Source organism: Sphingobacterium sp. UBA2610, from assembly GCF_002339225.1.
Lineage (GTDB): Bacteria > Bacteroidota > Bacteroidia > Sphingobacteriales > Sphingobacteriaceae > Sphingobacterium > Sphingobacterium multivorum.
Genome location: NZ_DDKA01000023.1, coordinates 678,976 through 702,154, shown reverse-complemented (window position 1 = coordinate 702,154; position 23,179 = coordinate 678,976). Strand labels below are relative to the sequence as shown.

At 39.3% G+C, this 23,179-nt stretch carries 19 protein-coding genes; 14 read left to right on the top strand and 5 right to left on the bottom strand.

From position 1 onward, the window contains the following. Positions 1 to 116: 116 nt before the first annotated feature. Positions 117 to 1,454, top strand: coding sequence for a sigma-54-dependent transcriptional regulator (locus tag B4Z47_RS18790; RefSeq protein WP_112374412.1), 1,338 nt, complete (start codon positions 117 to 119; stop codon positions 1,452 to 1,454). Continuing rightward, complete coding sequence (locus B4Z47_RS18785) at positions 1,451 to 3,196, top strand: sensor histidine kinase (protein WP_286727720.1); 1,746 nt, start codon at positions 1,451 to 1,453, stop codon at positions 3,194 to 3,196. Before B4Z47_RS18790 ends, B4Z47_RS18785 begins: the two co-directional genes overlap by 4 nt. A 99-nt stretch (positions 3,197 to 3,295) precedes the next feature. Here B4Z47_RS18785 and yiaA read toward each other — a convergent pair whose 3' ends face one another. Beyond that, positions 3,296 to 3,763: an inner membrane protein YiaA gene (gene yiaA / locus B4Z47_RS18780; protein WP_046675653.1), complete on the bottom strand. Its 468-nt coding sequence runs from the start codon at positions 3,761 to 3,763 to the stop codon at positions 3,296 to 3,298. Between the two features lie 141 nt (positions 3,764 to 3,904). Between yiaA and B4Z47_RS18775 the strand changes: the two genes are divergently transcribed. After that, positions 3,905 to 5,407, top strand: a complete 1,503-nt coding sequence (locus B4Z47_RS18775; RefSeq protein ID WP_115047854.1) for a hypothetical protein — start codon at positions 3,905 to 3,907, stop codon at positions 5,405 to 5,407. Here the strand turns inward: B4Z47_RS18775 and B4Z47_RS18770 are convergent, their stop codons facing one another. Together B4Z47_RS18770 and B4Z47_RS18765 are read right to left on the bottom strand one after the other, a co-directional pair. Then, positions 5,408 to 6,031 (bottom strand): murein L,D-transpeptidase catalytic domain-containing protein, encoded by a 624-nt coding sequence (locus B4Z47_RS18770; protein ID WP_286727719.1) that lies wholly within the window; start codon positions 6,029 to 6,031, stop codon positions 5,408 to 5,410. It abuts the gene before it with no gap. 61 nt (positions 6,032 to 6,092) lie between these two features. Further along, complete coding sequence (locus tag B4Z47_RS18765) at positions 6,093 to 7,196, bottom strand: DUF695 domain-containing protein (protein ID WP_286710303.1); 1,104 nt, start codon at positions 7,194 to 7,196, stop codon at positions 6,093 to 6,095. A 235-nt stretch (positions 7,197 to 7,431) separates the two neighbouring features. On the opposite strand from B4Z47_RS18765, the gene B4Z47_RS18760 reads away from it, so the two are divergent. From B4Z47_RS18760 to B4Z47_RS18740, 5 genes are all read left to right on the top strand, one after another. Beyond that, complete coding sequence (locus B4Z47_RS18760; protein ID WP_070569274.1) at positions 7,432 to 7,938, top strand: BON domain-containing protein; 507 nt, start codon at positions 7,432 to 7,434, stop codon at positions 7,936 to 7,938. Between the two features lie 12 nt (positions 7,939 to 7,950). Continuing rightward, a complete protein-coding gene (locus B4Z47_RS18755; RefSeq protein WP_046675658.1) occupies positions 7,951 to 8,370 on the top strand; it encodes an SH3 domain-containing protein in 420 nt (139 codons plus the stop codon). Between the two features lie 228 nt (positions 8,371 to 8,598). Beyond that, complete coding sequence (locus B4Z47_RS18750; protein ID WP_070569277.1) at positions 8,599 to 9,438, top strand: hypothetical protein; 840 nt, start codon at positions 8,599 to 8,601, stop codon at positions 9,436 to 9,438. A 239-nt stretch (positions 9,439 to 9,677) separates the two neighbouring features. Continuing rightward, positions 9,678 to 10,877, top strand: a complete 1,200-nt coding sequence (tyrS, locus tag B4Z47_RS18745; RefSeq protein ID WP_286727718.1) for a tyrosine--tRNA ligase — start codon at positions 9,678 to 9,680, stop codon at positions 10,875 to 10,877. Between the two features lie 133 nt (positions 10,878 to 11,010). After that, positions 11,011 to 12,768, top strand: coding sequence for an aromatic amino acid hydroxylase (locus tag B4Z47_RS18740; RefSeq protein ID WP_070569281.1), 1,758 nt, complete (start codon positions 11,011 to 11,013; stop codon positions 12,766 to 12,768). 105 nt (positions 12,769 to 12,873) lie between these two features. On the opposite strand, the gene B4Z47_RS18735 is transcribed toward B4Z47_RS18740, so the two are convergent. Continuing rightward, the gene (locus tag B4Z47_RS18735) at positions 12,874 to 13,773 is read right to left on the bottom strand and encodes a flavin reductase family protein (protein WP_070569284.1); all 900 of its coding nucleotides are present in this window, start codon (positions 13,771 to 13,773) and stop codon (positions 12,874 to 12,876) included. Positions 13,774 to 13,783: 10 nt separating this feature from the next. Beyond that, positions 13,784 to 14,758 (bottom strand): fumarylacetoacetate hydrolase family protein, encoded by a 975-nt coding sequence (locus tag B4Z47_RS18730; protein WP_286710306.1) that lies wholly within the window; start codon positions 14,756 to 14,758, stop codon positions 13,784 to 13,786. Positions 14,759 to 15,075: 317 nt separating this feature from the next. On the opposite strand from B4Z47_RS18730, the gene B4Z47_RS18725 reads away from it, so the two are divergent. The 6 genes from B4Z47_RS18725 to B4Z47_RS18700 all read left to right on the top strand — a co-directional run bounded on the left by B4Z47_RS18725 (position 15,076) and on the right by B4Z47_RS18700 (position 23,087). Then, the gene (locus B4Z47_RS18725) at positions 15,076 to 16,233 is read left to right on the top strand and encodes a homogentisate 1,2-dioxygenase (protein ID WP_070569289.1); all 1,158 of its coding nucleotides are present in this window, start codon (positions 15,076 to 15,078) and stop codon (positions 16,231 to 16,233) included. A 30-nt stretch (positions 16,234 to 16,263) separates the two neighbouring features. Beyond that, positions 16,264 to 17,391, top strand: a complete 1,128-nt coding sequence (gene hppD / locus B4Z47_RS18720; RefSeq protein WP_070569291.1) for a 4-hydroxyphenylpyruvate dioxygenase — start codon at positions 16,264 to 16,266, stop codon at positions 17,389 to 17,391. Further along, positions 17,363 to 18,649, top strand: a complete 1,287-nt coding sequence (locus tag B4Z47_RS18715; RefSeq protein WP_236560153.1) for a Glu/Leu/Phe/Val dehydrogenase dimerization domain-containing protein — start codon at positions 17,363 to 17,365, stop codon at positions 18,647 to 18,649. Before hppD ends, B4Z47_RS18715 begins: the two co-directional genes overlap by 29 nt. Positions 18,650 to 19,467: 818 nt before the next feature. Next, positions 19,468 to 20,247: an N-formylglutamate amidohydrolase gene (locus B4Z47_RS18710; RefSeq protein ID WP_286710307.1), complete on the top strand. Its 780-nt coding sequence runs from the start codon at positions 19,468 to 19,470 to the stop codon at positions 20,245 to 20,247. Further along, on the top strand, positions 20,237 to 22,069 hold the full coding sequence (locus B4Z47_RS18705; RefSeq protein ID WP_070569297.1) for a flavohemoglobin expression-modulating QEGLA motif protein: 1,833 nt from the start codon (positions 20,237 to 20,239) through the stop codon (positions 22,067 to 22,069). The genes B4Z47_RS18710 and B4Z47_RS18705 overlap by 11 nt, the downstream gene beginning before the upstream one ends. Before the next feature lie 13 nt (positions 22,070 to 22,082). Beyond that, entirely contained in the window at positions 22,083 to 23,087 is a 1,005-nt protein-coding gene (locus tag B4Z47_RS18700; protein WP_075991800.1) for a glutathione synthetase, read from the top strand. The last annotated feature ends 92 nt before the right edge of the window (positions 23,088 to 23,179 follow it).

The window sequence follows — 23,179 nt, the reverse complement described above, 5'->3', positions numbered from 1 at the left end:
CGCTACAAATATAGCGTTTTTATTTTGATGTCGGGAAATTTTTTGAGGAATAGTCAAATTGTTTATTTTTCTACTATTTGCTTGGGACAAATTGTACTTTTGAAAAAACGAATATTGTGAATAGAGTTCTCCTTATAGATGACGAAGAGAAGCTTCGGAAATTGCTGGCCAAAATTATTAGCCTGGAAGGTTTTGATGTGATCGAGGCTGCTGACATTAAATCGGGGTTAAAAAAGCTTGAAGTCAGTGATGTAGATGTTGTACTTTGTGATGTGAAGCTACCTGATGGTAATGGAGTTGAAACGGCTAAATTAATTAAAGAGCGATATCCAATTGTAGAGATTATCTTATTGACGGCATACGGGAATATTCCGGATGGCGTTCGGGCGATAAAAAATGGTGCTTTTGAATACATTACGAAAGGAGATGACAATAATCGCATTATACCGTTGCTTTATAAAGCCTGTGAAAAGGTTGCATTAGCTAGAAGGGTGGAGCAGTTAGAAAAACGATTAGGCGACCGACTTTCTTTTGATAAGATTATTGGGAAATCCAGTGCAATAAAAGCGGCCATCGGCATGGCACAAAAAGTTGCTGTTACAAATACAACGGTCTTGCTAACGGGCGAGACCGGCACAGGTAAGGAGGTTTTTGCACAGGCAATCCATCAGGCGAGTTCAAGAAGAGATCGTAGTTTTGTGGCGATTAATTGTGCCGCATTTACAAAAGATTTGCTGGAAAATGAGTTGTTTGGCCATAAATCCGGTGCTTTCACTGGTGCGACTAAGGATCAACGTGGTTTGTTTGAAGAAGCGCATTTGGGGACTATTTTTCTGGATGAAGTCGGGGAGATGGCTTTGGAACTTCAAGCTAAAATTCTTCGTGTTTTGGAAACTGGCGAGTTTTTAAAAGTTGGGGACTCCAAACCAACGAAAGTGGATGTGCGCATCATAGCAGCAACCAACAGAAATCTCGAAACCGAAATTGCATCAGACCATTTCAGGAGTGATCTATTTTATAGGCTTTCTGTTTTCACGATTGAATTACCGCCATTGCGCGAGCGCATTGAAGATATAGCGACATTGGCGCAATACTACGCTGATATCTTTGCTTTAAAATCCAACTTGAAACCGTTGCAGATGACCCCTGAGTTTGTGCAGGCTTTGGAAGGCAACTTATGGCGGGGAAATATCCGTGAACTGAAAAATGTGATTGAACGCAGTGTGATTTTGAGTGAGGGTGGCGTATTAGGTGTGGAGAGCCTTCCTTTTGGTGAACGTGAGTATAGGGAAGGGGCAAACGTCTTGTCAAACTTTGCAATGTCCAACATGGAGAGGCAGCATATACAACGTGTATTAAAACATACGAATGGAAATAAAGCTGAAGCAGCTCGATTGTTAGAAATCGGCATCGCTACTTTGTATCGAAAAATTGAAGAATATCGAATCCAATGAAACTTAAAGCAAAGCTGACATTCGGGGTAGGATTTTTATTTTCTATGATCTTGCTGCTTGCGATAGTGAGTGGGTATTATGTTTATCGATTAAAAAAAGATACCAATAATATTTTAGTCGACAATTATAATACGCTGCATTATTCCAGAAATATGTTGCTGGCTTTGGAAGACCTTCATACGAATGGGAAGAGCATGGCGCTATTTGAAGATAATTTAAGACTCCAGAAGCGCAATGTAACCGAGCCTGGAGAACGGGCGGTGACCGGACGTATAGATCAACACTTTTTGAGTTTAAAGAAACAGGTGAAAGATGCAACAATTGCTGCTGACCTGCACAAAGATATATTTCAGTTAATGTATCTTAATATGCAGGCGATTGAACACAAAAATAATATTGCCAATGCAACAGCTGAAAAAGCAATTTTGGCCATCTCCATTGTAGGTGCGCTTTGTTTTATGATGGCATTTGTATTGCTTGTGAACCTCCCTCTAGCCATTGCTGGCCCAATTGTACAATTAACTGATAGTATTAAACAAATTGCTGCTGGGAACTATAAAAGGAGACTTCACTTTAAGCGAAAGGATGAATTTGGAGAAGTGGCGCATTCGTTCAATACAATGGCTCAAAAGCTCGAGGAATATACAGAAAGTAAATTGGGTAAGATCTTGCAGCATAAAAAGAGAATTGAAGCGCTTATTGATAATATGCATGATGCCGTTATAGGGATAGATGAGGAAAAAAGAGTGCTTTTTGCAAATGAACCCGCTTGTTTGCTCTCGGGGTTAAAACACGCAGAATTTGAAGGGCAAAAATTAGCGGAAATAGCATCTTCCAATGATTTACTTAATAAGCTTCTCGATAAGATTGACTCTTTAAATCAGAAATCTGAGCGTCTGGATTTAGTTCAGATCTTTGCCTATGGAAAAGATAACTACTTTGAACTGGAGGTTATCGACATTAATGTTGTACCAACGGGAGAGGAGAGTTCGCAGTTTATTGGACAATTTATTTTGTTGAAGAACGTGACAAGTTTTAAGGAACGTGATGTCGCAAAAACAAATTTTATTGGAACGGTATCTCATGAACTGAAGACTCCAATCGCATCAATACGCATGGGGATCCAATTGCTCGAGAATAAGCGGATTGGAGCGTTGAATGAAGAACAAAAAGACTTGCTTGAAGGAATTGCTGATGATACAGAGCGACTTCTGAAAATTACGGGAGAACTTTTGGATATTGCACAAGTGGAGAGTGGTACCATTCAGATGAAGCTGAATCCGGCGACAATCGGACCGATTATAGATTATGCCCTGTTAGCCAATCGTTCAATGCTTGACCAAAAGAAAATTCGACTACAGGTTGAACTGGAAGAGGAACTGCCGATGGTTTTTATTGATAACGAGAAGACCGCATGGGTATTGACGAATCTACTGTCCAATGCAATTCGTTATTCCGATGAAGGGGGGGCGATTTGTCTTGCTGTCAAAAGAATGGGCGCCAGGGTGCTTTTGCGTGTTGAAGATCAGGGGCAAGGAATCCCGGTACAATATTTAGCGAAGATTTTTGATCGGTATTTCCGTGTTCCGGGGGGTACAAAGGAAGGAACAGGCTTGGGGTTAAGCATAAGCAAGGAATTTATCGAAAGCATGGGGGGAGAGATTGATGTGCAAAGTGTTTTTGGTACTGGAAGTGCATTTTTCGTTTACCTTCCTATTGCACCGCTTAAACAATCCACTTAAAAAAAGGAAGAGCTCCATGAGAAGCTCTTCCTTTTTTGCTTTACGAGAGATTGAAAGATCCTGCAGCTTGCTACGCAGAGGCTGCAGGATCGGCACCCGCTAAAGTTTTATTTCATTGTCATCGATCAGTTTTGCATCACGTGTATTTTTTTGTACTGCGATAGCTGAAAAAATACTCAATGAGAAGGACATTGCATAGAATCCTTTTTCACTTAACAGCAGATCCGCGTTCCATAGGCCTACAGTTAATAGCACGACCGCAGCAATTGTTGCAAACCAGCTTAAACCATAGTACAATTCGGTAACAGCTAGTCCTTCTGCTTTATCTCTTACACTTTTTTGAACGGAGATAACCGCAAATAGCGCAAATAGTAAAATTGTAAAATAATACCCTTTTTCATTTAATGCCATTGTTGCATTCCATAAACCTACACAATAGCCAACGGTACCAACCAATAATGCAGTCCAGGAGGCTCCGATAAATGCTCCTGTTGGTTTAAATGGGTTTCTTTTGTCTAAATTTCTTTCAGCCTTTTTTTCTTCAATCATGTTTTTTAGCGGTTCCATAATTTTCTTGTTTTAGTTTTAATTTGTTGTTGTTTTATGATTCAAATATCGATAGGAACTAATTATTTTAAAACTTGAATTTATAAGAATACTGACGATATAATTTTGTTTAATATATTTGTTTAATTCTAAATTTTAGCTATGGCGGACGCGATATCGGATCTCCTATTATTATTGAATAAAGATGATATTAGGGATTTTAAAACCTTTTTGAAACAAAAGAATAAGCGAAATGATGTGAAAAATATCAAGTTACTTGATATTATAGAAACTGATGATATAAATAAGCTAAAAAAGTTATATGATCCCATTAAAAACCGGGATGCTTATCACGCATTGAGGAAAAGACTTCATGATAGTCTTTTGTTTTTTCTTTCAAATAAGGTTTTTGAACGAGACAACAGTGAAGCCCACGAAGCGTTGAGATTATTTGTTGTGGGCCGTTTTCTATTGGAAAGTCAGTTCATTAAGATTGGATTCAAATGCCTTCAACGGGCTGAGGACAAGGCTCTTGTTCTGGAGCAGTTTAGTTTGCTGAACGAAATCTTGCAAATCAGACTACAATATGCACATTTAGATTTGAATGTCAATTTGGAATTGCTTATCGATCGTTTTACCGAAAATCAGCAAAAACTGCAGCAAGAAGCAAAATTTCAGATTGCTTATGCGCTATTGCGTTCAGCATTGCAGGATATTCATTTGAAAGCAAAAATAATTGATATCAATAAGTTGATTTTGAGTGTACTGAGTAAATACAGTATTTCTTTGGATGATCTCTTATCATTTAAATCACTCTATCAACTTCTGTATATTGCAAATGAGTATGCCGCAATACATCAAAACTATACACTGGTTCATTCTTTTTTAAAAACAGCAGATAATTTTTTGATGAAGTACGATGAACCATCGGCGCATCAGCTATTTTACTATCTTCATATTTTGTATTATCTGGCCAATTTTAATTTGAGGAACGGATTCTTTAACGAGAGCATCGGGTATTTAGAACGCTTGAATGAAGTTTTATCTCAAGGAAATACGGTTTTTCGAGTCCAGTTTCAGCTGCGGTGCCATTTGTTGATGGCATTGAATTTCCATTACCTTGGCGATGGAGTAAAAGGTCTTTCCGTGTTAAGGGCGGGGATTAAGCAAGCCTCACCAAAATCAAGTGAGGTTGATCTTGCGGATCTACAGTTGTGTTTGGTGATGTTTTTAACGCAATTTGAAGATAAAACAGCATTGATTGAGCTTCGGCAGTTGATTCGAACAGATGCTTGGTACGAGAAGAAAATGGGCATGTTGTGGACGATTCGGAAGAGTCTGCTTGAAATTCTGATCCATATTCAATTCGATCACATCGATTTGGCAACCTTGAAATTAAAAAGCTTTGTCGGTAGGTATAAAAAATACTTGCTGAATGTCAAGGAAAACAGAGTGATTGATTTTGCCAAATTGGTAGAGAAATATCTTTTAAATCCAGCAGTTATTCAAGGGAAATCCTTTCGGGCAGCTGTTCAAACTATGGCGGAGGACAAAGAAAATAAAGATTTATTTATTATGGGATTTATTGCTTGGTTGAAAGCTCTTATTGTATCTCAAAGTCCGTATCAGGTTTTATTGAATTTGATCAAAGAGGATAGCCGGTGATCAATAATAAATATGTAAGACGATTTGTTTCTTTGAGGAGTCAATCAGGTTCTGTAGTCTTTTGTAGAATTCGACGTTTACCATAGGGCAGCCTTCGCTGAGGCATACTGGATCAACTTGTTCATCGTAGGGCATGCGGTCATATTTGTGTAGAACGATGTCTCTAGCATATGCATTGCTATTGGAGCTATCTAAGCCGTATAATTTATACGCTTTTCCAAATTTCCCATTATACGAGCTGCCGATAGCATAGCTACCTAGCGACGTCGCATGAGAGTTATCCGTGTTGCTGAATTGCAAATGGTTCTTTTTTCCGGTTTCGGAACCGGATCCATGGGCCACCAGGCCCTGATCAAGAATCCGGTCTGTTGTTAGATCGACGACAAAAAAACGATTTCTTCCCGAGGGTCTTCTCATATCCAAGAGAAAGGATATGTCACTATTGTACTTTTTGTTGTTTGTGATGCGTTTTTTTACTTCCTTTATTGCCATCGTATAGCGGAAGGAGTCTGAAGGGGCATTTTCTTCCTTATCAACAACGGCCAAAAGCGTGTTCCTTTGAATGGTTTTGTATGTGATAAGGCCAATGCCAAGGATAATAATCAAAAGAATGATTTTATTCATATAAATAAAGCATAATTCATCAAGTACTTTTAGTAGAACTTATGGCAGTTGTACGGGAGACTTATTCTATTTGTTTATAAAATCGTTCGAAGGTTTTCCAGTATTTATCTTTGTAGATGCTATAATCAATTTGAAGAATTTCCCTGTATTGTTCGATTAATCGATCGATCGCTCGTGAGGCTTTTCGGAATTCTGTACAAGCCAAGTAAATTTCCCTTAGGCTATCGGCAGTTTCTCTACCGATATTAAGAAATCCAATATCATTTGGAAGACTATTCATTAACTCTTCTTCATATTTATCCATTAAATCGTAAGTCTCCTGATCGGGCATGCCATTGGTTGCTGTTCCGTCATAGCTAATCTTTAATGTAACTATCCAAGGATGAGAAGCTTTTCCATCCCAGTCCAACAAGGTCGTATTTATGATGGCAAAGATGGGTAAGTCATTCTCCAGGGTGCCCTCAAAAGCGGTGTATGTATCATCTGCAGTTAGGTGTCTAACGTCGGTATATTTTTCCACAAATTCCTTTTCCCTCCAGATCAAATAGTCTTTTAATTTAAGTAGTGGAATCAGCTCTTCTGTTGCAAGCTCTTTTGAGGTTACATTCAGGTTGTCTATGGCTATGATCGAGTTCAATTCACCAATGTAATTGTCGAGAAATATTTCTATACCATGGGAAATATTGGCCTTATGCTCTTCCGTATAATCGGGGTGAACAATAACAATATCAACTTCATCCGGATGGTATCTATGTTGAATGGGATAAAAGAACATATCCTTGATGTCAAAAGTGAAGCCATACATCGTGATTTTGAATTTTTCCATATCCGCAATAGCGGGTTTTAATGCGGTAAATTTCCAATGCGCTAATGCTGGAGCAGAAGCGATCAGATGTTCTACGAACGCAATGTTTTTGATGACACCGTCAGGGGTGATTACAAGTTCTGCGGTGTTATCATCGTACATTCCCGTTAAAAAATACAGCTCCTTGCGGAGAGCATCGATCTTCGGCGAAAGTTTGCTGAAAAAATGCTGATCAATTTGTTCTCCAGCCTTGACGATTTGAAAAAATGCCTGTTCGTTTTTTTTAAACCAATCCCAAAACTCCGTTATACTGTCCTTTTTATTTTCTTTTTTACCAAAAATAGTGTTCAAAAATCCCATAATTAATAGCTGTTTGATTGAATAATCAACGTGCGTATCTGTTACTCAAAGCGTTTTTTATAACCGTAGCGGAGAAAATGATCCGAATGAAACCATCATGAATACCTCTGCTCCTAAATTTAATTATATAATTACGATCCGGCAAGGGAATTTAAGTTTAAAAAAAAATGAACAAACAATTGTGTAGGGAGTTTGTTAGGATTATTGTTGGAATTAATAAATTAAAATTGGTCTTATGAAATTGAGCAAATTAACATTTTGTCTATTGGCAACTACGGTTGTACTTTCCTTCACGGCCTGCAAATCAGGTTTGTCTGATGATAAGTTGGAAGAAAAGATCGAAAATGCACTCACGGGGCGTAAAACAGTCGACGTTGAAGTTGAAAAAGGGAAAGTTATCTTAAGTGGTACAGTTGCTTCCGAAGAAGAAAAGCAACAAGTGGAATCGATTGCTAAAACAGCAGGTGATAAAGACGTCAAGTCTATTCAAAACAATATTATCGTTAGCGCACCAGTGTCTTCAACGCCAGCTCCTATTGAGGTATCCAATAATGATGCGGTACTTGGCGCAGCAGTGAATACGTTTATGAAGGATTTTCCTACAGTACAGGCCAGTGTAAAGGACGGTGTGATCGCAGTTACAGGTACTTTGGAGCAAGCTAAGATAATTACTTTAAAACAAGGTTTGGATAACTTAAATCCCAAAAAAGTGGATTTAAGTGGTATTGTTGTCAAAAAATAAACTAGTGAAATTATGTCATTGCAGGAAAAATATAAGGTTCTTTTAGATACGGCACAATCTTCAGGTGTAAATGACTTGAACTATGCCGAAATGGATGGCGTATTGCAAATTCGTGGTACCGCACCAACAGCAGATGTGAAAAATAAGCTCTGGGAAATCTACGGTAATATAGATCCTAATTTCCAAACCGGAGATGTGGTCTTAAATGTAGATGTGGCTACAGAAGTGCCCGGAAGCCAGGTGAAAGTTATAACAGAAAATAGCAATTTGAACATTCGAAAAGGTCCCGGTACAGACCAGCCTATCGTGGGAAAAGCTGCTAAAGGAGAAATCATCACATTGATTAGTAAGGCTAATGATCAATGGTGGTTGGTCAGAACCAAAGATAATGAAGAAGGGTATTGTTATGCACAATATTTAGAGTCTGTTTAGTTCTCGAATGTTATTCATACGATGGTTACCAGTACGAATTGGTTTTGAAAAAAGGGGAGTTATTGATAAATAACTCCCCTTTTTTCATTTCACGATTAAGCTTGTCTGTTCTGCAATATGAGGGTACTACAGCATCTATCGTATTGGGGAATTGTTTGGAAAATCAACTGTACTTTAATTTTTGGTGTAATAATTGTATTACTATGATTGCAACAATTTTATTACATTATGTCGAAATCACGTTTTATCCTATTATTATGCTTGTGTTTAGCTGTTCAGTTGGGAGTTGCGCAAGAGTATGTTCGCTTGGACAAAGATCGTTATCAATTGCATTTGTCGGAATATCCAAAGGATACCATCCGGATACTAGAAAAAGGTAAGGAGACGAAATTGAAACAGGGTAAATATATTCTGCAGAAGAATCAATTTATGGGACTTTCCAATGCATTTATTACCATTAATCAGGATGGCATTGTCGACGGTGATTTTAAAATTGAAAAAGATGGGCGTACCGGTGATGTTATCGTACGGCATGGTGTGCTGGAGCAAATGAATGTGAGATCTGCTGCCTTGCCAGACTTTCAATATATGATAACGGATAGTTCAAGTGTGCAGCGTAATTTTAAGAATGGGAAAATCAGTCAGGAAAAGACGGTATTCTACCGAGCTGCCAATAGGGGTAAAAAAGTGACAAAAGTCTTTTTTGATAATTATTACACGGTTGAAAATGATTTTGACCATACCAGAGCCGACTATCGATTAGACAATACGTTGATGTACAGTGCCAAATTGAATTGTGGTGGTCAGGTACAGGAATCAAAGTCATTTGATGCCAATGGTCAATTACTAAAACATACCTATCGGAAAGCTAAAATTGATTACACGGATCTATATCAGAATAATAATCTTGTTGAGCGGAAATATAGCGTTAATAACTGCTTTTACCATGAGTATTTTAAGAATTCATTGTTAGTGCAAAAGGTCGTGGAGAAAAAGGATAAAGGGAATACAGAAAAGTATGTTTATAATGGAGCGGGAAAATTGATGGATAAAAATACGGGTGGATAATTTAAAAATGCATATCGAAGCAAGTGTGGATGCGAATATTTTTGAATTTAAAAAATATAGCGCTACCTTTGTCAAGCAATGAAGAAAATGAACAACATATTACGTCTTCCATTTTTCTTTAATTATTATCGCCCGATAATCGTTCGGGACCCCTATGCCTATTAAATTAAGAAATTCAATTATTATTTATAGCTAAGCCCGAACATAACGTTCGGGCTTTTTTTATTTTATATCACACCATGTTAAAAGAGTTAGCAGAAAATATCGAGATTATTTTACCGAAGGAGGGACTTGCATCGAAGTTGAAGGAGGCTGAAGAAAAGAACCGACCACTGATTATAAAACTTGGTTTTGATCCAACAGCTCCGGATCTTCATTTAGGGCACGCTGTTGTGTTAAAGAAACTACGGCAGTTTCAGGAACTGGGGCACGAAATCGTGATCCTCGTTGGTAGTTTTACAGCCCGTATCGGCGATCCTACAGGAAAAAATAAAGCCCGTAAGCCTTTGCGCCAGGATGCGATCGCTCACAATGCGGCAACCTACATTGCACAACTGTCTAAAATTATTGATGTTTCAAAAGCGAAAATTGTTTTTAATGGAGACTGGTTGGATCAATTAAATTTTGCAGCTGTTATCCAGCTGGTATCGAAAGTCACTGTTGCACAGTTGATGCAACGACATGATTTTAATAAGCGTTTTAACGAAAACCAATCAATAGCCATGCATGAATTGCTTTACCCGATATTGCAGGGCTTTGACTCCGTACATGTCAATAGCGATATCGAAATGGGGGGAACGGACCAGCTATTCAATTGCGCGATGGGCCGGCAGCTGCAGGAATCATTTGGACAGGATCCGCAAATCGTGCTGTGTATGCCGTTATTGCGCGGGCTGGATGGAAAAGAAAAAATGAGTAAATCATTAAACAACACGATTGGTCTTTTGGATGAACCGAATGAAATGTTTGGTAAAACCATGTCTATTCCTGATCTTTTAATTCCGGAATATATTGACTTGACTACTGATTTCAATCAGGAAACCAAACTTACCATGAAAACCCGTATTGAAATGGGGGAAAATCCAATGGAAATTAAGAAACTTATTGCACAGAATCTAGTTGCTCAATACCATGGCGACGAGTTTGCGACCAGTGCTGTTGATTATTTTGTCAGGCAATTTCAGCGCAAGAAATTGGAAGAAAAGGTCTTTGAGGAGGTATCGGGTCAACTATTGCGCGACCAGTTTGGTGAACAAGTTAAGCTGGTCGATCTATGTCATTTCCTAAAGGGGGGAACAAAGTCAGCTATGCGAAGATTGATTATGGGCGGTGCGGTGCAGATTGATACGATAAAACAGCTGAATGCGGAGCTAATGGTTGACTTGAATGTGTGTTTTAAAATTAAATTAGGAAAAAGAACTTATTTTAAAGTTATTTAGTAAGGTTTGTGAGGGTATACTTTTGTAATATTTTGCTAAAAGCCGTAAATTAACGTAAAGATTCTTTCTTAAACCATAAATAATTTCTACCTTCATATAGGAGTCTCATACTTTATTTTCATACCAATTATAGATGGAAACATATAATAATATTGTTTTGGAGCGGTTGCCCAAACATTTGAAACGCTATGTAGTAGCCCAACGATATGAACGTTACACCGCGCTGGATCAAGCATTGTGGCGTTATGTCATGCGTCAGAATTATTCTTTTTTAAAAGATGTAGCCTATTACCCCTATATTCCTGGATTGAAGAAAGCGGGATTATCCATTGCGACCATCCCGAACCTACAGGACATGAACGATAGTCTAAAATTAATTGGCTGGGGGGCAGTGACAGTGGATGGATTTATTCCGCCGGCTGCTTTTATGGAATTTCAGGCACATCGCGTACTTGTTATTGCTGCAGACATACGTCAATTGGAACATATCGAATATACACCGGCACCAGACATTATCCACGAATCTTCGGGACATGCACCTATAATCGGTGAGCCAGATTATGCGACCTACTTGCAGTATTTTGGGGAGGTTGGCACGAAAGCACTTTCTTCGGGCAAAGATTTTGAACTCTACGAAGCTATTCGTCACCTATCTATTTTAAAAGAACACGCTACAACAACGGCGGCTGAGTTGGCGGAAGCAGAGAAAAATTTGCAGATCATTCAAGATAATATGGGCGAGCCTTCGGAGATGGCATTGTTGAGCAGGTTGCATTGGTGGACTGTGGAATACGGACTTATTGGAGATCTTCATAACCCCAAAATTTATGGAGCTGGTTTACTGTCTTCCATTGGAGAAAGCGCAAGCTGCATGCAGAAAGATGTGCCTAAGTTGGCGTATGGTTTAAATGCAATCGAATATCCTTATGATATTACCAAACCACAACCACAGCTATTTGTTACACCGGATTTTGAACACCTAAAGCTCGTATTGGATAAATTTGCTGATACCATGGCTTTTCGCGTAGGGGGCAAACAGAGCCTTGACAAGGCAATAGACTGTAAAGCTGTTTGCACTGTGGAATATAGTTCCGGTTTGCAGGTGTCGGGCGTTTTTAAGTTGGCCAACGCGGATAAAAATCTCTCTTATATTCAAACACAAGGACCTACAGCTTTGGCTGTAGCGGGTAAACAACTTGAAGGCCATGGTATAAATTATCATAGTGAAGGGTTTGGCTCTCCGGTGGGACACTTGCTAGGTGCCGATCGTAACTTAGCCGATTTTGATGAAACAACATTGATTCAATATGGTATAGCGGAAGGGCGGCAGTGTTCGTTAAACTTTGCTTCTGGGATTATTGTATCAGGAATTGTTCAAGGAGTTGTACGTCATTTGGGTAAGATTGTTTTGATTTCATTTACCGGATGTGAGGTATACCGTAGCAATGGGGAAGAGGTGTATTTTAAACCTGAATGGGGAACATACGATATGGCTGTCGGAGCAGAAATTGTATCTGTATTTGCGGGCGCTGCAGATAAAGATGCCTATGATTTGGTTGAGGAGCATTTGGATCAGGCTCTATCTTCAGTACCTACCGAAACGGAAGATGTTAAACTAGTGAAGTGTCATGCTGCGATACGGAATTTGCGGGACAACGGATTTAATCAAAAGATCTGGCTGGAAATTTTCAGTCAATTGGGGCCGGAAAATGCAGATCATTGGTTAGGTTTGGTTGAATTATTTGAAATTGCCTGGGCTAATGATGAAGAGCAATTATCTACTCAGGCCGAACAGAGGCTCTTGGAATTTATTACCCTATATCCAAATTTGAAAAAACTGATTCGCGATGGACTGCGTGTTGCTAAAGAGGAGGCTTTAAATAATCACTAAAATATCAGCTGAGCAATAGGAAAACTAATTGGCCTTTAGCATTGAGTTCTAGAAAATAGGACGGTCTAAGAGTTTGAACGTACTATTTTCTGGAACTTAATTATACTAGCCCCTTAATAAAATTTGCCACGCTTCATGAAGTTTGCCCGCATCTAATAGTTGGGCAGCGTATTCATGAACTTTTTGCGTGAATTTTGATGGGCTATCTTCGAAATTTAGCTTCAGATAGTTGAAGTATTTATCTTCTTGCTGTGGGTCTTTTATTGTTGGTTGTGTTTCAACATTAGCCAGCAACCCCAGGTGATTTCCGGTTAATACATTCGAAAATCTAATTTTTTCTGGAAGTTGATCTATGCCAATTCCCAAGCTACGGAGGGGCTTCGGGACAATAAATAAGTTCTCGTCGGTTACACGACAATACCAATCACCACCGAGCCTTGCTACCAAATCCAAATCTTTTTGTTGAATGGTATTGTTCTCGCCCAATAAGTGTTTATGAACATGCATATAGAGGATCTCGGCGATAACGAGATTGCCAGCTCCTGGCTCATTGCTTAATGCGACAACCTCTCTGACCTGGCATTCCAGCTGGACTGGCGATTCGGCTACACGCGGTGGTGCCACCTGAATAGAGGGGATAGGCGTAAAACCCGACTTATCAAATTCATTTATTTCCTTGGCATATTCGGTGCTGGCAAGGGATTGTTGCTGGACCATAGCGTAGTTCACGATATTGATGACAACTTCATTAACCTCCTGGATATTATCCAATGTATGTTTGGTACTACCATCACGCATCCTTCGCAATGGAGAGAAAACACAGATGGGCGGCTGATGGGACATCAGGTTGAAATAGCTGAAGGGGCTTAAATTTATGTTTCCATTGCTATCGATCGTGCTTGCAAAACAAATTGGCCGCGGTGCAACAGCGTATTTAATTAAATTATCTATAATCGCTTTGTCTTTAACAGATTCAAAGGTGATGGTTTCAAAGGAAGAGGTCATATCCGTATATTTATGAATGGTATAATACAATAGAATTGGAAAGTTTTCCGAGCGCCGTGATTTCGAGTTCAATCTCATCGCCAAGGTTGAGCCACTGGTCTTTATGATTAGGATCCGCTATGCGTGCGGTACCATTGAGCTCAAGAAAGCAACCTGTTCCGACTGTTCCAGAGCCGATTATATCACCGGGGTAAAGTTGTACACCATAGGAAACCCGCTCAATAATTTCTGCAAAAGTCCAGTGCATGCTCGCAAAATTGCCCGCTGAGACTTGCGTGCCGTTTACTTTACAAGTCATATTGAGCGAATAACAGTCGCCAATATGTCCTGCTGCAGGTTGAACCTTATAAGGTTCCAATTCATCCTTTGTCACCAAGTAAGGTCCAATTGCTGTTGCAAAATCTTTGCCCTTGGCAGGGCCCAAACTCAATTTCATTTCATCCATTTGAAGTTTTCTGGCACTAAAATCATTCATGATCATATAGCCTGCAATATACTCATCCGCCTGCGCAGCGGGAATATTTATTCCCGGTTTATTGATGACTATTGCAATTTCTAGTTCAAAATCCAGTTGATTTAAATGCAGGGGCATGCATCGAACGGGGCCAGGTCCTTGTATGGACTGATGGTTGGAGAAATAGAAAACAGGAAATTCATCAAATTCAGGGATCATATCCAGCCCGCGGTTTCTTCTCGAGGTTGCGACATGCTGTCGAAATGCGTAAGCATCACGAAAAGATGCTGGCTGCGGCACGGGTGCGATGAGTTGGATGTCATCTAGTAGATGATAGGGCCTGTTTATAGCGCCGCGGCGCAAAGCTGTTTCAAGGATTTGTAGCTGATTCATGGTATCTTCGCCACCTTTGAGGAAGTCCGACATCGTTGTGGGAAGGTTTTGATCGATGGCTGAGCAACTATAAAAGCGGTCGTCTATAACAATGCCCAATTCTTGTTGACCATTTTTAGTGCTAGTGACAATTCTCATATATGAAGTGTTCTATTTGGTTATTCAATGTTGTTAGCATTCGACACAAATATATTGTATAAGATTTGAAAAAAATATTTCTTCTCTTGAAAACAGAAAAATATTCTTACCTTTATTAAAGCATTATAAACTATAAAAAATGATCAATCGTGGTGTACATCGCTTTGCGTCCTCCATGCCCTATGTTGCTTTTAATAAAGCAATCATAGCTGATATCGTTTTTGCACAATACTAATCTTCTCTCTTACTACTTGTCGATAGTTCTATTGGCAATTTGGATATTCATTTAATTTTATAACCGTTTAAATCGTAGAATTATGCCATTTTATGTTAAACAAGGGCAAATTCCAATGCAGCGACATACTGTTTTTAGAAAGCCCGATAACACGCTTTATGCCGAGGAATTAGTATCCACACATGGTTTTTCCAGTCTTTATTCCTTAGTGTACCATTGTCATCCACCCACACTCGTTAAACAAATCAGCGAGCCTTATGATGTGTCTCCCCGGATTGCCCGCGACAAACATCTTAAACATACCAGTCTAAAGGGATTTCAGGTACAGGCAAAAGATGACTACCTCGAAAGCAGGACCCCTGTGTTGGTTAATCAGGACTTACATATATCCTTAGCAGCTCCCCGTCGGTCGATGGATGACTATTTTTATAAAAATAGCCAGGCAGATGAGATTGTCTTCATCCATCAGGGGATGGGAAAACTCAGGACTGGATATGGGAGTATCTCCTTCAAGTATGGAGATTATTTGGTAATCCCCCGAGGAACGATTTATCAAATGGAATTTGAACAGGAAGATAATCGGCTGTTTATTGTTGAATCATTTTCTCCTGTACGTACGCCCAAACGTTATCGCAATGAATTTGGTCAATTGATGGAACATGCGCCCTTTTTTGAGCGGGACATTCGGGTACCTCAAAATTTGGAAACTTTTGATGAACTGGGTGACTTTGAAGTGAAGATCAAGAAGCAGGGTATGATTTATCCGTATGTTTATGGGAGCCATCCATTTGATTTTGTTGGTTGGGATGGCTATCATTTTCCATGGGCATTTTCGATTCATGATTTCATGCCGATAACAGGCAAATTGCATCAGCCACCACCCGTTCACCAGACCTTTGAAACAGACAATTTTGTATTATGCAGTTTTTGCCCTCGTATGTATGATTACCATCCGCATTCGATTCCAGCACCATATAACCATAGTAATGTAGATTCAGATGAAGTCCTATATTATGTGGATGGCGATTTTATGAGTCGAAAATCTGTGGAAAGGGGACAGATAACGTTACATCCAGGTGGTATACCACATGGACCTCATCCAGGGACGGTGGAAAAAAGCATTGGGCAAGTGAAAACCGAGGAGTTGGCCGTGATGATCGATCCTTTTCGACCACTGATGTTGACCCAAGAAGCACTCGATATAGAAGATCCAGATTATTATAAATCTTGGATGAGTTAGGAAAATAAACGAATAACCTTTATATAAATTATGGCAAATACATTTGCAGAAAAAATTGCCCAAGCGCAAGATTTTCTACCGATTAATGGCACAGATTATATTGAATTTTATGTTGGCAATGCCAAACAGGCCGCACATTATTACAAAACAGCTTTTGGATTCCAGTCGGATGCGTATGCCGGACCGGAGACAGGTGTTCGAGACCGTGTATCCTACGTGTTAAAACAAAATAAAATACGTTTAGTGCTTACCACGGCATTGAAATCTGACCATCCTATAACAGCGCATGTTAAAAAACATGGTGATGGTGTCAAAATATTGGCTCTTTGGGTCGATGATGCACGAAAATCATTTGAAGAAACAACAAATAGAGGAGCGAAAGTCTATCAGGAACCACAACTTCTGAAGGATGAAAATGGAGAAGTTTGGACAGCAGGCATTTATACCTATGGCGAAACCGTTCACATGTTTGTTGAACGCCGCAATTATTCTGGTCCATTTATGCCGGGATATGAAAAATGGGAAAGCGATTACAATCCAACGGAGACTGGACTGCTTTATGTTGATCATTGTGTAGGTAATGTTGGTTGGAATAAGATGAATGAAACCGTAAAATGGTATCAGGATGTGATGGGGTTTGTCAATATTTTATCTTTTGATGATAAGCAAATTAATACAGAATATTCGGCTTTGATGAGTAAAGTGATGAGCAATGGAAATGGTTTTGTTAAGTTTCCAATTAATGAGCCTGCCGAAGGAAAGAAAAAATCGCAGATAGAAGAATACCTTGAATTTTATGAGGGTGAAGGTGTTCAGCATGCGGCTCTAGCAACCAAAGATATTGTGGCCACCGTGCGGGAACTTAAAGCAAGGGGGGTAGAATTTTTGGGTGCTCCTCCCGAAGCATATTACGATATGTTGCCCGAACGAGTTGGAAAAATTGATGAAGAGATACGGATCATCCAAGAACTGGGTATTCTAGTTGATCGTGATGAAGAAGGTTATTTGCTGCAAATTTTTACAAAACCGGTAGAGGATCGACCAACTTTATTTTATGAAATCATCCAACGTAAGGGGGCACAAAGTTTTGGAGCAGGAAATTTTAAGGCTCTTTTTGAAGCAATAGAACGTGAACAGGAACGCCGAGGGAACTTATAGGAGTATGGAAGGGATGAAGGAATTATTGCGGGCTTTTGAGCACAAAAGTCCGGAAATTGTTTTCGAATGGAAAGATAGTGAAACTGATGCCAGGGGATGGATTGTTATCAATTCCTTACGTGGAGGTGCAGCTGGCGGGGGGACCCGAATGCGGGCTGGATTGGATAGGCATGAGGTAGAATCTTTGGCAAAAACAATGGAGGTCAAATTTACGGTATCGGGCCCTGCAATAGGAGGCGCGAAATCTGGAATTGATTTCGACCCACTTGACCCAAGGAAAAATGAAGTCTTAGAACGTTGGTTTAAGGTTGTCACACCGCTATTGAAAAACTATTATGGGACAGGTGGAGATTTGAATATTGATGAAATTCATGATGTAATACCGTTGACGGAAGAATATGGACTATGGCATCCGCAAGAAGGCATTTTGAATGGTCACTTTAAGGTGAATGAAAGCAATCGTATTCATCAAATTGGACAATTGCGTTATGGGGTTTCCAAAGTATTGGAAGATAGCTCCTACAGCCCGGATCTGAAGCGCAAGTACAAAGTGGCAGATATGATCACGGGATATGGCGTGTCAGAGTCAATTCGTCATTATTATGAACTTTTTGGCGAAAATTGCTTTGGAAAGCGAGCGGTAATTCAAGGTTGGGGTAATGTTGCTGCCGCAGCGGCATTTTATCTGTCTAAACTTGGTGTAAAAATAGTTGGTATAATTGATCGAGTCGGCGGACTGATCAATCCGGAAGGATTTGGAGAGGAAGATATTACCCGTTTGTTTTTAGAGCGCAAAGGCAATGAGCTTTGTTCTCCGGATCTGATTCCCTTTGATCAGATACAAAAAGAAATATGGAGCCTGGAAACGGATATTTTTGTGCCTGCTGCGGCCTCCCGCTTAGTGTCAAAAGATCAGATCCAACACATGATAAGTCATGGGCTTGAGGTGATCGCTTCAGGTGCCAATGTGCCATTTGCAGATCAAGAAATATTTTATGGGCCTGTTATGGAGTTCGCAGATCAGCATGTTGCGGTCATACCTGACTTTATTGCCAATTGTGGTATGGCGAGAGTATTTGCTTATTTAATGCAACCTAATATCGAAATTAGTGACGACGCAATTTTTTCGGATGTTTCCAGTGTGATTTTTGAAGCATTAAAGAAAATTAGGACCGTTTCCTCCAAAAAGACACATATATCATCGCGAGCATATGAAATTGCATTGAAACAGTTGGTGGAAACCATTAACGAATTATAAGAGGCTAAATTCTAATTTGCTTTTGCTATAACGCTATAAAAAAAACACTTGAAGCGGGGAACTTCAAGTGTTTTAACTAACCAATTATTAACCTAAATTTATGAATGCTTAAAACAGTGCAATACCTATGCCAAAACTTATTTTCTTAGCATGAACATATTGTCATTTTTTTGTTATTAAAATTTCTGTCTGAAATTTGTTTTTTTTGAAGTTTTGTTGAAAGATCAAAACGGGGGTAGACTAAAAACAAATTTCATCCTGTAGTTTTCAAATATTGGTCCTCTTGATGAAATTTTTTGTTTTTTATTTTCCTTAAAGTGCTGATAAACAAAAACTCCCGAAGCGGGGAGCAACAGGAGTTTTCCTAACCAATTATTAACCTAAATTTATGAAAAGTACCTATATAACGTAGTAAGTTCAAGAAATGTTTCAACTGATTGGAGTTTTTTTTACTTTTTAACATTTTTTGACTATTTGCTATTGATTTCCAATAAAATATACTACTATTTATTTTGTTTTCTTTTTAGGGTAAATAAAAAACCTGTTAGCGGGGACTAACAGGTTTTTTATAAACTAACTAAATTATTAACCTAAATTTATGAAACTACAAAATAATATTCAAGAAGGATGCCAATGTACTGAAACCGTTAGCTGTTTAACGATTTTTAACAGCCTCTTTTCGGATAAGAAGGGAGCCCCTAATTCTCAAGACAATCCAGTTAATTTTCAAACCTTTTGTTGCTCATAAGCGTTTATCTAAACAAAAAGGTCAGCAATCAATGCTGTCTATTTGTCGTAAACTGGTTAAAAAAAGGTACATGTCTTTAACATATCGCTATCAATTTGAAAATTACGATAGCCCATTTTGGGCTTTTGCCATTCATGACGGCCATCAGGTCGATGCGCATTTGATGCCCTACATAAATATTTCAGACGAGGAACGATTACGCGAGGAGGATCCTTATACGGCTATTTTGGCCGAATTACCCTGTAATCGATTTGTATCTGGAACTTCCAGGTTTCAACTGGATCTTAATCGAAAACGAGAAGATGCTATTTATCTTACACCCGAGCAATCTTGGGGGATGCGGGTATGGCGAACAGATCTACCCAATGAACTAAAAGATCGGCTGTATGCAGCCTATGATGGTATATATGAGGAAATAAACCAAGCGATTCAGCGCACGATTGATCGTTATGGCTATTTTATCGTGTATGATATTCATAGTTATAATATGCGTCGCGGTGGGGCTGAAACCGGTTTGAACAATGCAGCCGACCCGCAGATCAATATTGGGACACAACATAATCACAAAAAATGGCGAACGCTGACTGATCAGGTTTTGGAAGCACTACAGACTGGAAAAGATGGACAAGTTTACGACGTACGTGAGAATGTCAAGTTTAAGGGCGGATTCCTTTCTGCGTATTTGAATGCTAAGTTTGGTGATAAAGGCTGTATTTTTTCTATCGAATTTCGGAAAGACTTTATGGACGAATGGACTGGGGAAGTATATCCGCAAAAGCTTCAGGAGTATAAACAACTTCTCTTGCACAGCATTGGAACACTGGAAAATTATTTTGCCTATGAAAGATAATGCGAAACAACTTGCTGGCATTTTAAAAATGATCAAAAATAAGGAGGTTTTCCACGTACAGATTCCGCCAAAAAACAAACTGGTATTTAATCAAGTTGTTCCTTATCTGTTTTTATACAGACAGTTTTTTAGTCAAGATCCTATGCTGGCAGAGTTGGTTAAATCAGAACCAGCTTATTTTAGGGTAAGAGATCCGCAGATGAATGTTTCTGAATGGATCGCTCCAATCCTTAATCAACTTGTCGAAGAGTTTGGTGCTTGTTTGATTATTGAAGCTTGGGCAGCAGATTCATCACAGGAGGAAGATATCCAAATTCATATTGCGCGGAAAAATGTACAGGCTATCGCTCAGTATCTAGGTAAGCAACTGACAACAGAAGAATCGATTTCCAAAGTGGAGATACTGACAGATTCCAAAACAAATGCAACGCAAAGTTTATCCCCTTCGAGTGTACAGTTGGATAATCTGAACACCAATATATTTTACATGGGGCTAGAGATAAAACCGAAATACCTTTTAGGCGTAGATCAGCAAATTTTACCGATCGATCTGCGTCATTTCCGTGAAGCCATATCCAGGAGTCTGTCGAAAACATTCTTTGAATTCATACGTATACACACCTTATCTAAACCTACGGCATTTAAAATAAGCCAGCCTAAAAAGATGCTTCCTTTAGCTTGGGAGATTGATCAGAAATTAGCACGGGAAAGTCAACGATTTGATTTTTTATTATTGGTTACACCGACAAATTCTTACGATGCCTGGCAGCAATTTAAAAAAGGGAATTACCGAAAAACTCCTGTTTTTCGATATAGGCCCATGCCTATTGATCCAGATATTATCAAGAGAAACCTCTATAACTTGCATATCGAAGATTTATTTGATCCTTCCATTGCTTATTTGTTTCGTGATAAACGCAAGGAGCTTGATCAGATGATGACCATGTTGAGCGAGCGGGGAAAAGAAGGATTTTTGTTGGGCAGTATGCAGGTTTTTGGTACTGTCAATGAAAAATTGCTGGAAAAGGCTCAGGCAATTTTGACCATTACGACAACGGATCGAGAAGTGAGAACGAAAGAAGAGGATATTGTCTATGCCGAAGAGTTTGCTAAGCTCGCCCAGGAAGAATTGGATTATCTCAAAAATCAAGATCCAAGCTTTGGTACCACAGTGAGGCTACGGGATGATATCTATGGTGTGATGGTAAATCAAGGGGTACTCAATATAAGTAAGCAGTATAGTTTGCCTAGGAATAGGGTAAAGGCATTGATCCAACATGAGGTCGGTACACATATTGTTACTTACTATAATGGGAAGCAACAGCCGTTCAGTCTCTTTAGATTAGGGGTTCCCGGTTATGAAAAACTTCAGGAAGGCCTCGCTGTACTTGCTGAATATTTGGTGGGGGGCCTGACAAATAATAGACTACGTATTCTGGCAGGCAGAGTTATCGCTGTCCATCATATGCAGCAGGGCAGTTCATTTATTGATACATTTTCAGTATTGGTAGACAAGTACCAATTTTTGACCGAAACAGCTTTTCAAATGGCGATGCGGGTCTATCGAAGTGGTGGGCTTACCAAAGATGCATTATACTTGAGTGGTTTAATCGAATTGACTAATTATATCAAGAGTGGGCGAGATCTATCCCTGTTGACGATGGGCAAAATCCGCGAAGATTATATACCAATCGTTGAAGAACTCATGTTAAAGGGCGTCTTGAAGGCTCCGCTCCTGACACCAAGGTATCTAATGGATCCATACAAGGATGCCTTATTACAGCTCAAAAAAAGTAATGGAATATTTCAAATGATTCAATAATCAGATATTTTATATGAAGATAGCATTCGTGATCAACCAAACCCATAAAGAAACTGCTCGTTTCACGACGACTGTTTTGGCATTGAAAGCCCATCAAATGGGACATGAAATTTATTATATTGGCTTGGCCGATTTCTACTATGAATCGGCCCATATTGCCGCCCATGTGCGAAAAGTACTCCCTGATCAGATGCTTACCTCAACCAATAGCCTCATGGAAGTATTGCGCGCAACAGAAAAAACGAAGATGATGTTGGAAGAAATGGATGTGGTCTGGCTACGATTTGATCCAGTCCTCGATATGGTTAGCCGACCTTGGGCTGCCGCTTCAGCCCTACAATTTGCCGCTCTCCTAAAAGAAAAAGGTGTATTGGTTATCAATGATCCCGATAGCCTTAGTCGGGCCAGTAATAAGTTGTATCTCGAGGGATTTGATGAATCTATTCGACCTAAAACAATTGTAACCCGAAACTATGCCGATGTCATTGAATTTTTTGAACAACAGAATAAGCTTATTATTTTGAAACCCTTGAAGGGGTCCGGCGGTAAAAACGTGTTTTTAATCAATAAGGATAATCAGCAAAACCTCAAGCAAACGGTAGAAGCTATTGCCCGAGATGGGTATGTAATTGGCCAGGAATATCTTCCGGAAGCTGCCCGCGGTGATATCAGATTCTTTTTACTAAATGGAGAGCCTATTTCGATCAATGGAAAATATGCTGCTGTTCATCGCGTGCAACAAGGGGATGAGATTCGGAGCAATGTGCATCAAGGTGCAAAGACCCAAGCAGCTATTATTTCACCGGAGTTATTGCTTATGGTCGATAAGATCCGGAATAAATTAGTTCAAGACGGAATGTATTTCGTTGGTTTGGATGTGGTAGGAGATCGTATTATGGAAATCAATGTATTTAGTCCGGGAGCATTATGCCAGACGGAAGAAATTGTAAAAGAGGATTTTTCGGCGCTTATTATTGAAAAATTAGCGGAAAAGGTTGCTTTCAGAAAACGAGGTTGATGACAGTTGTATCGATGAAAATTGATGTTGTTGAAATCGCTGCAGGAGTGCTAAGCTAATGATTTGCGGTAATTATGAATTTGAAATGAATT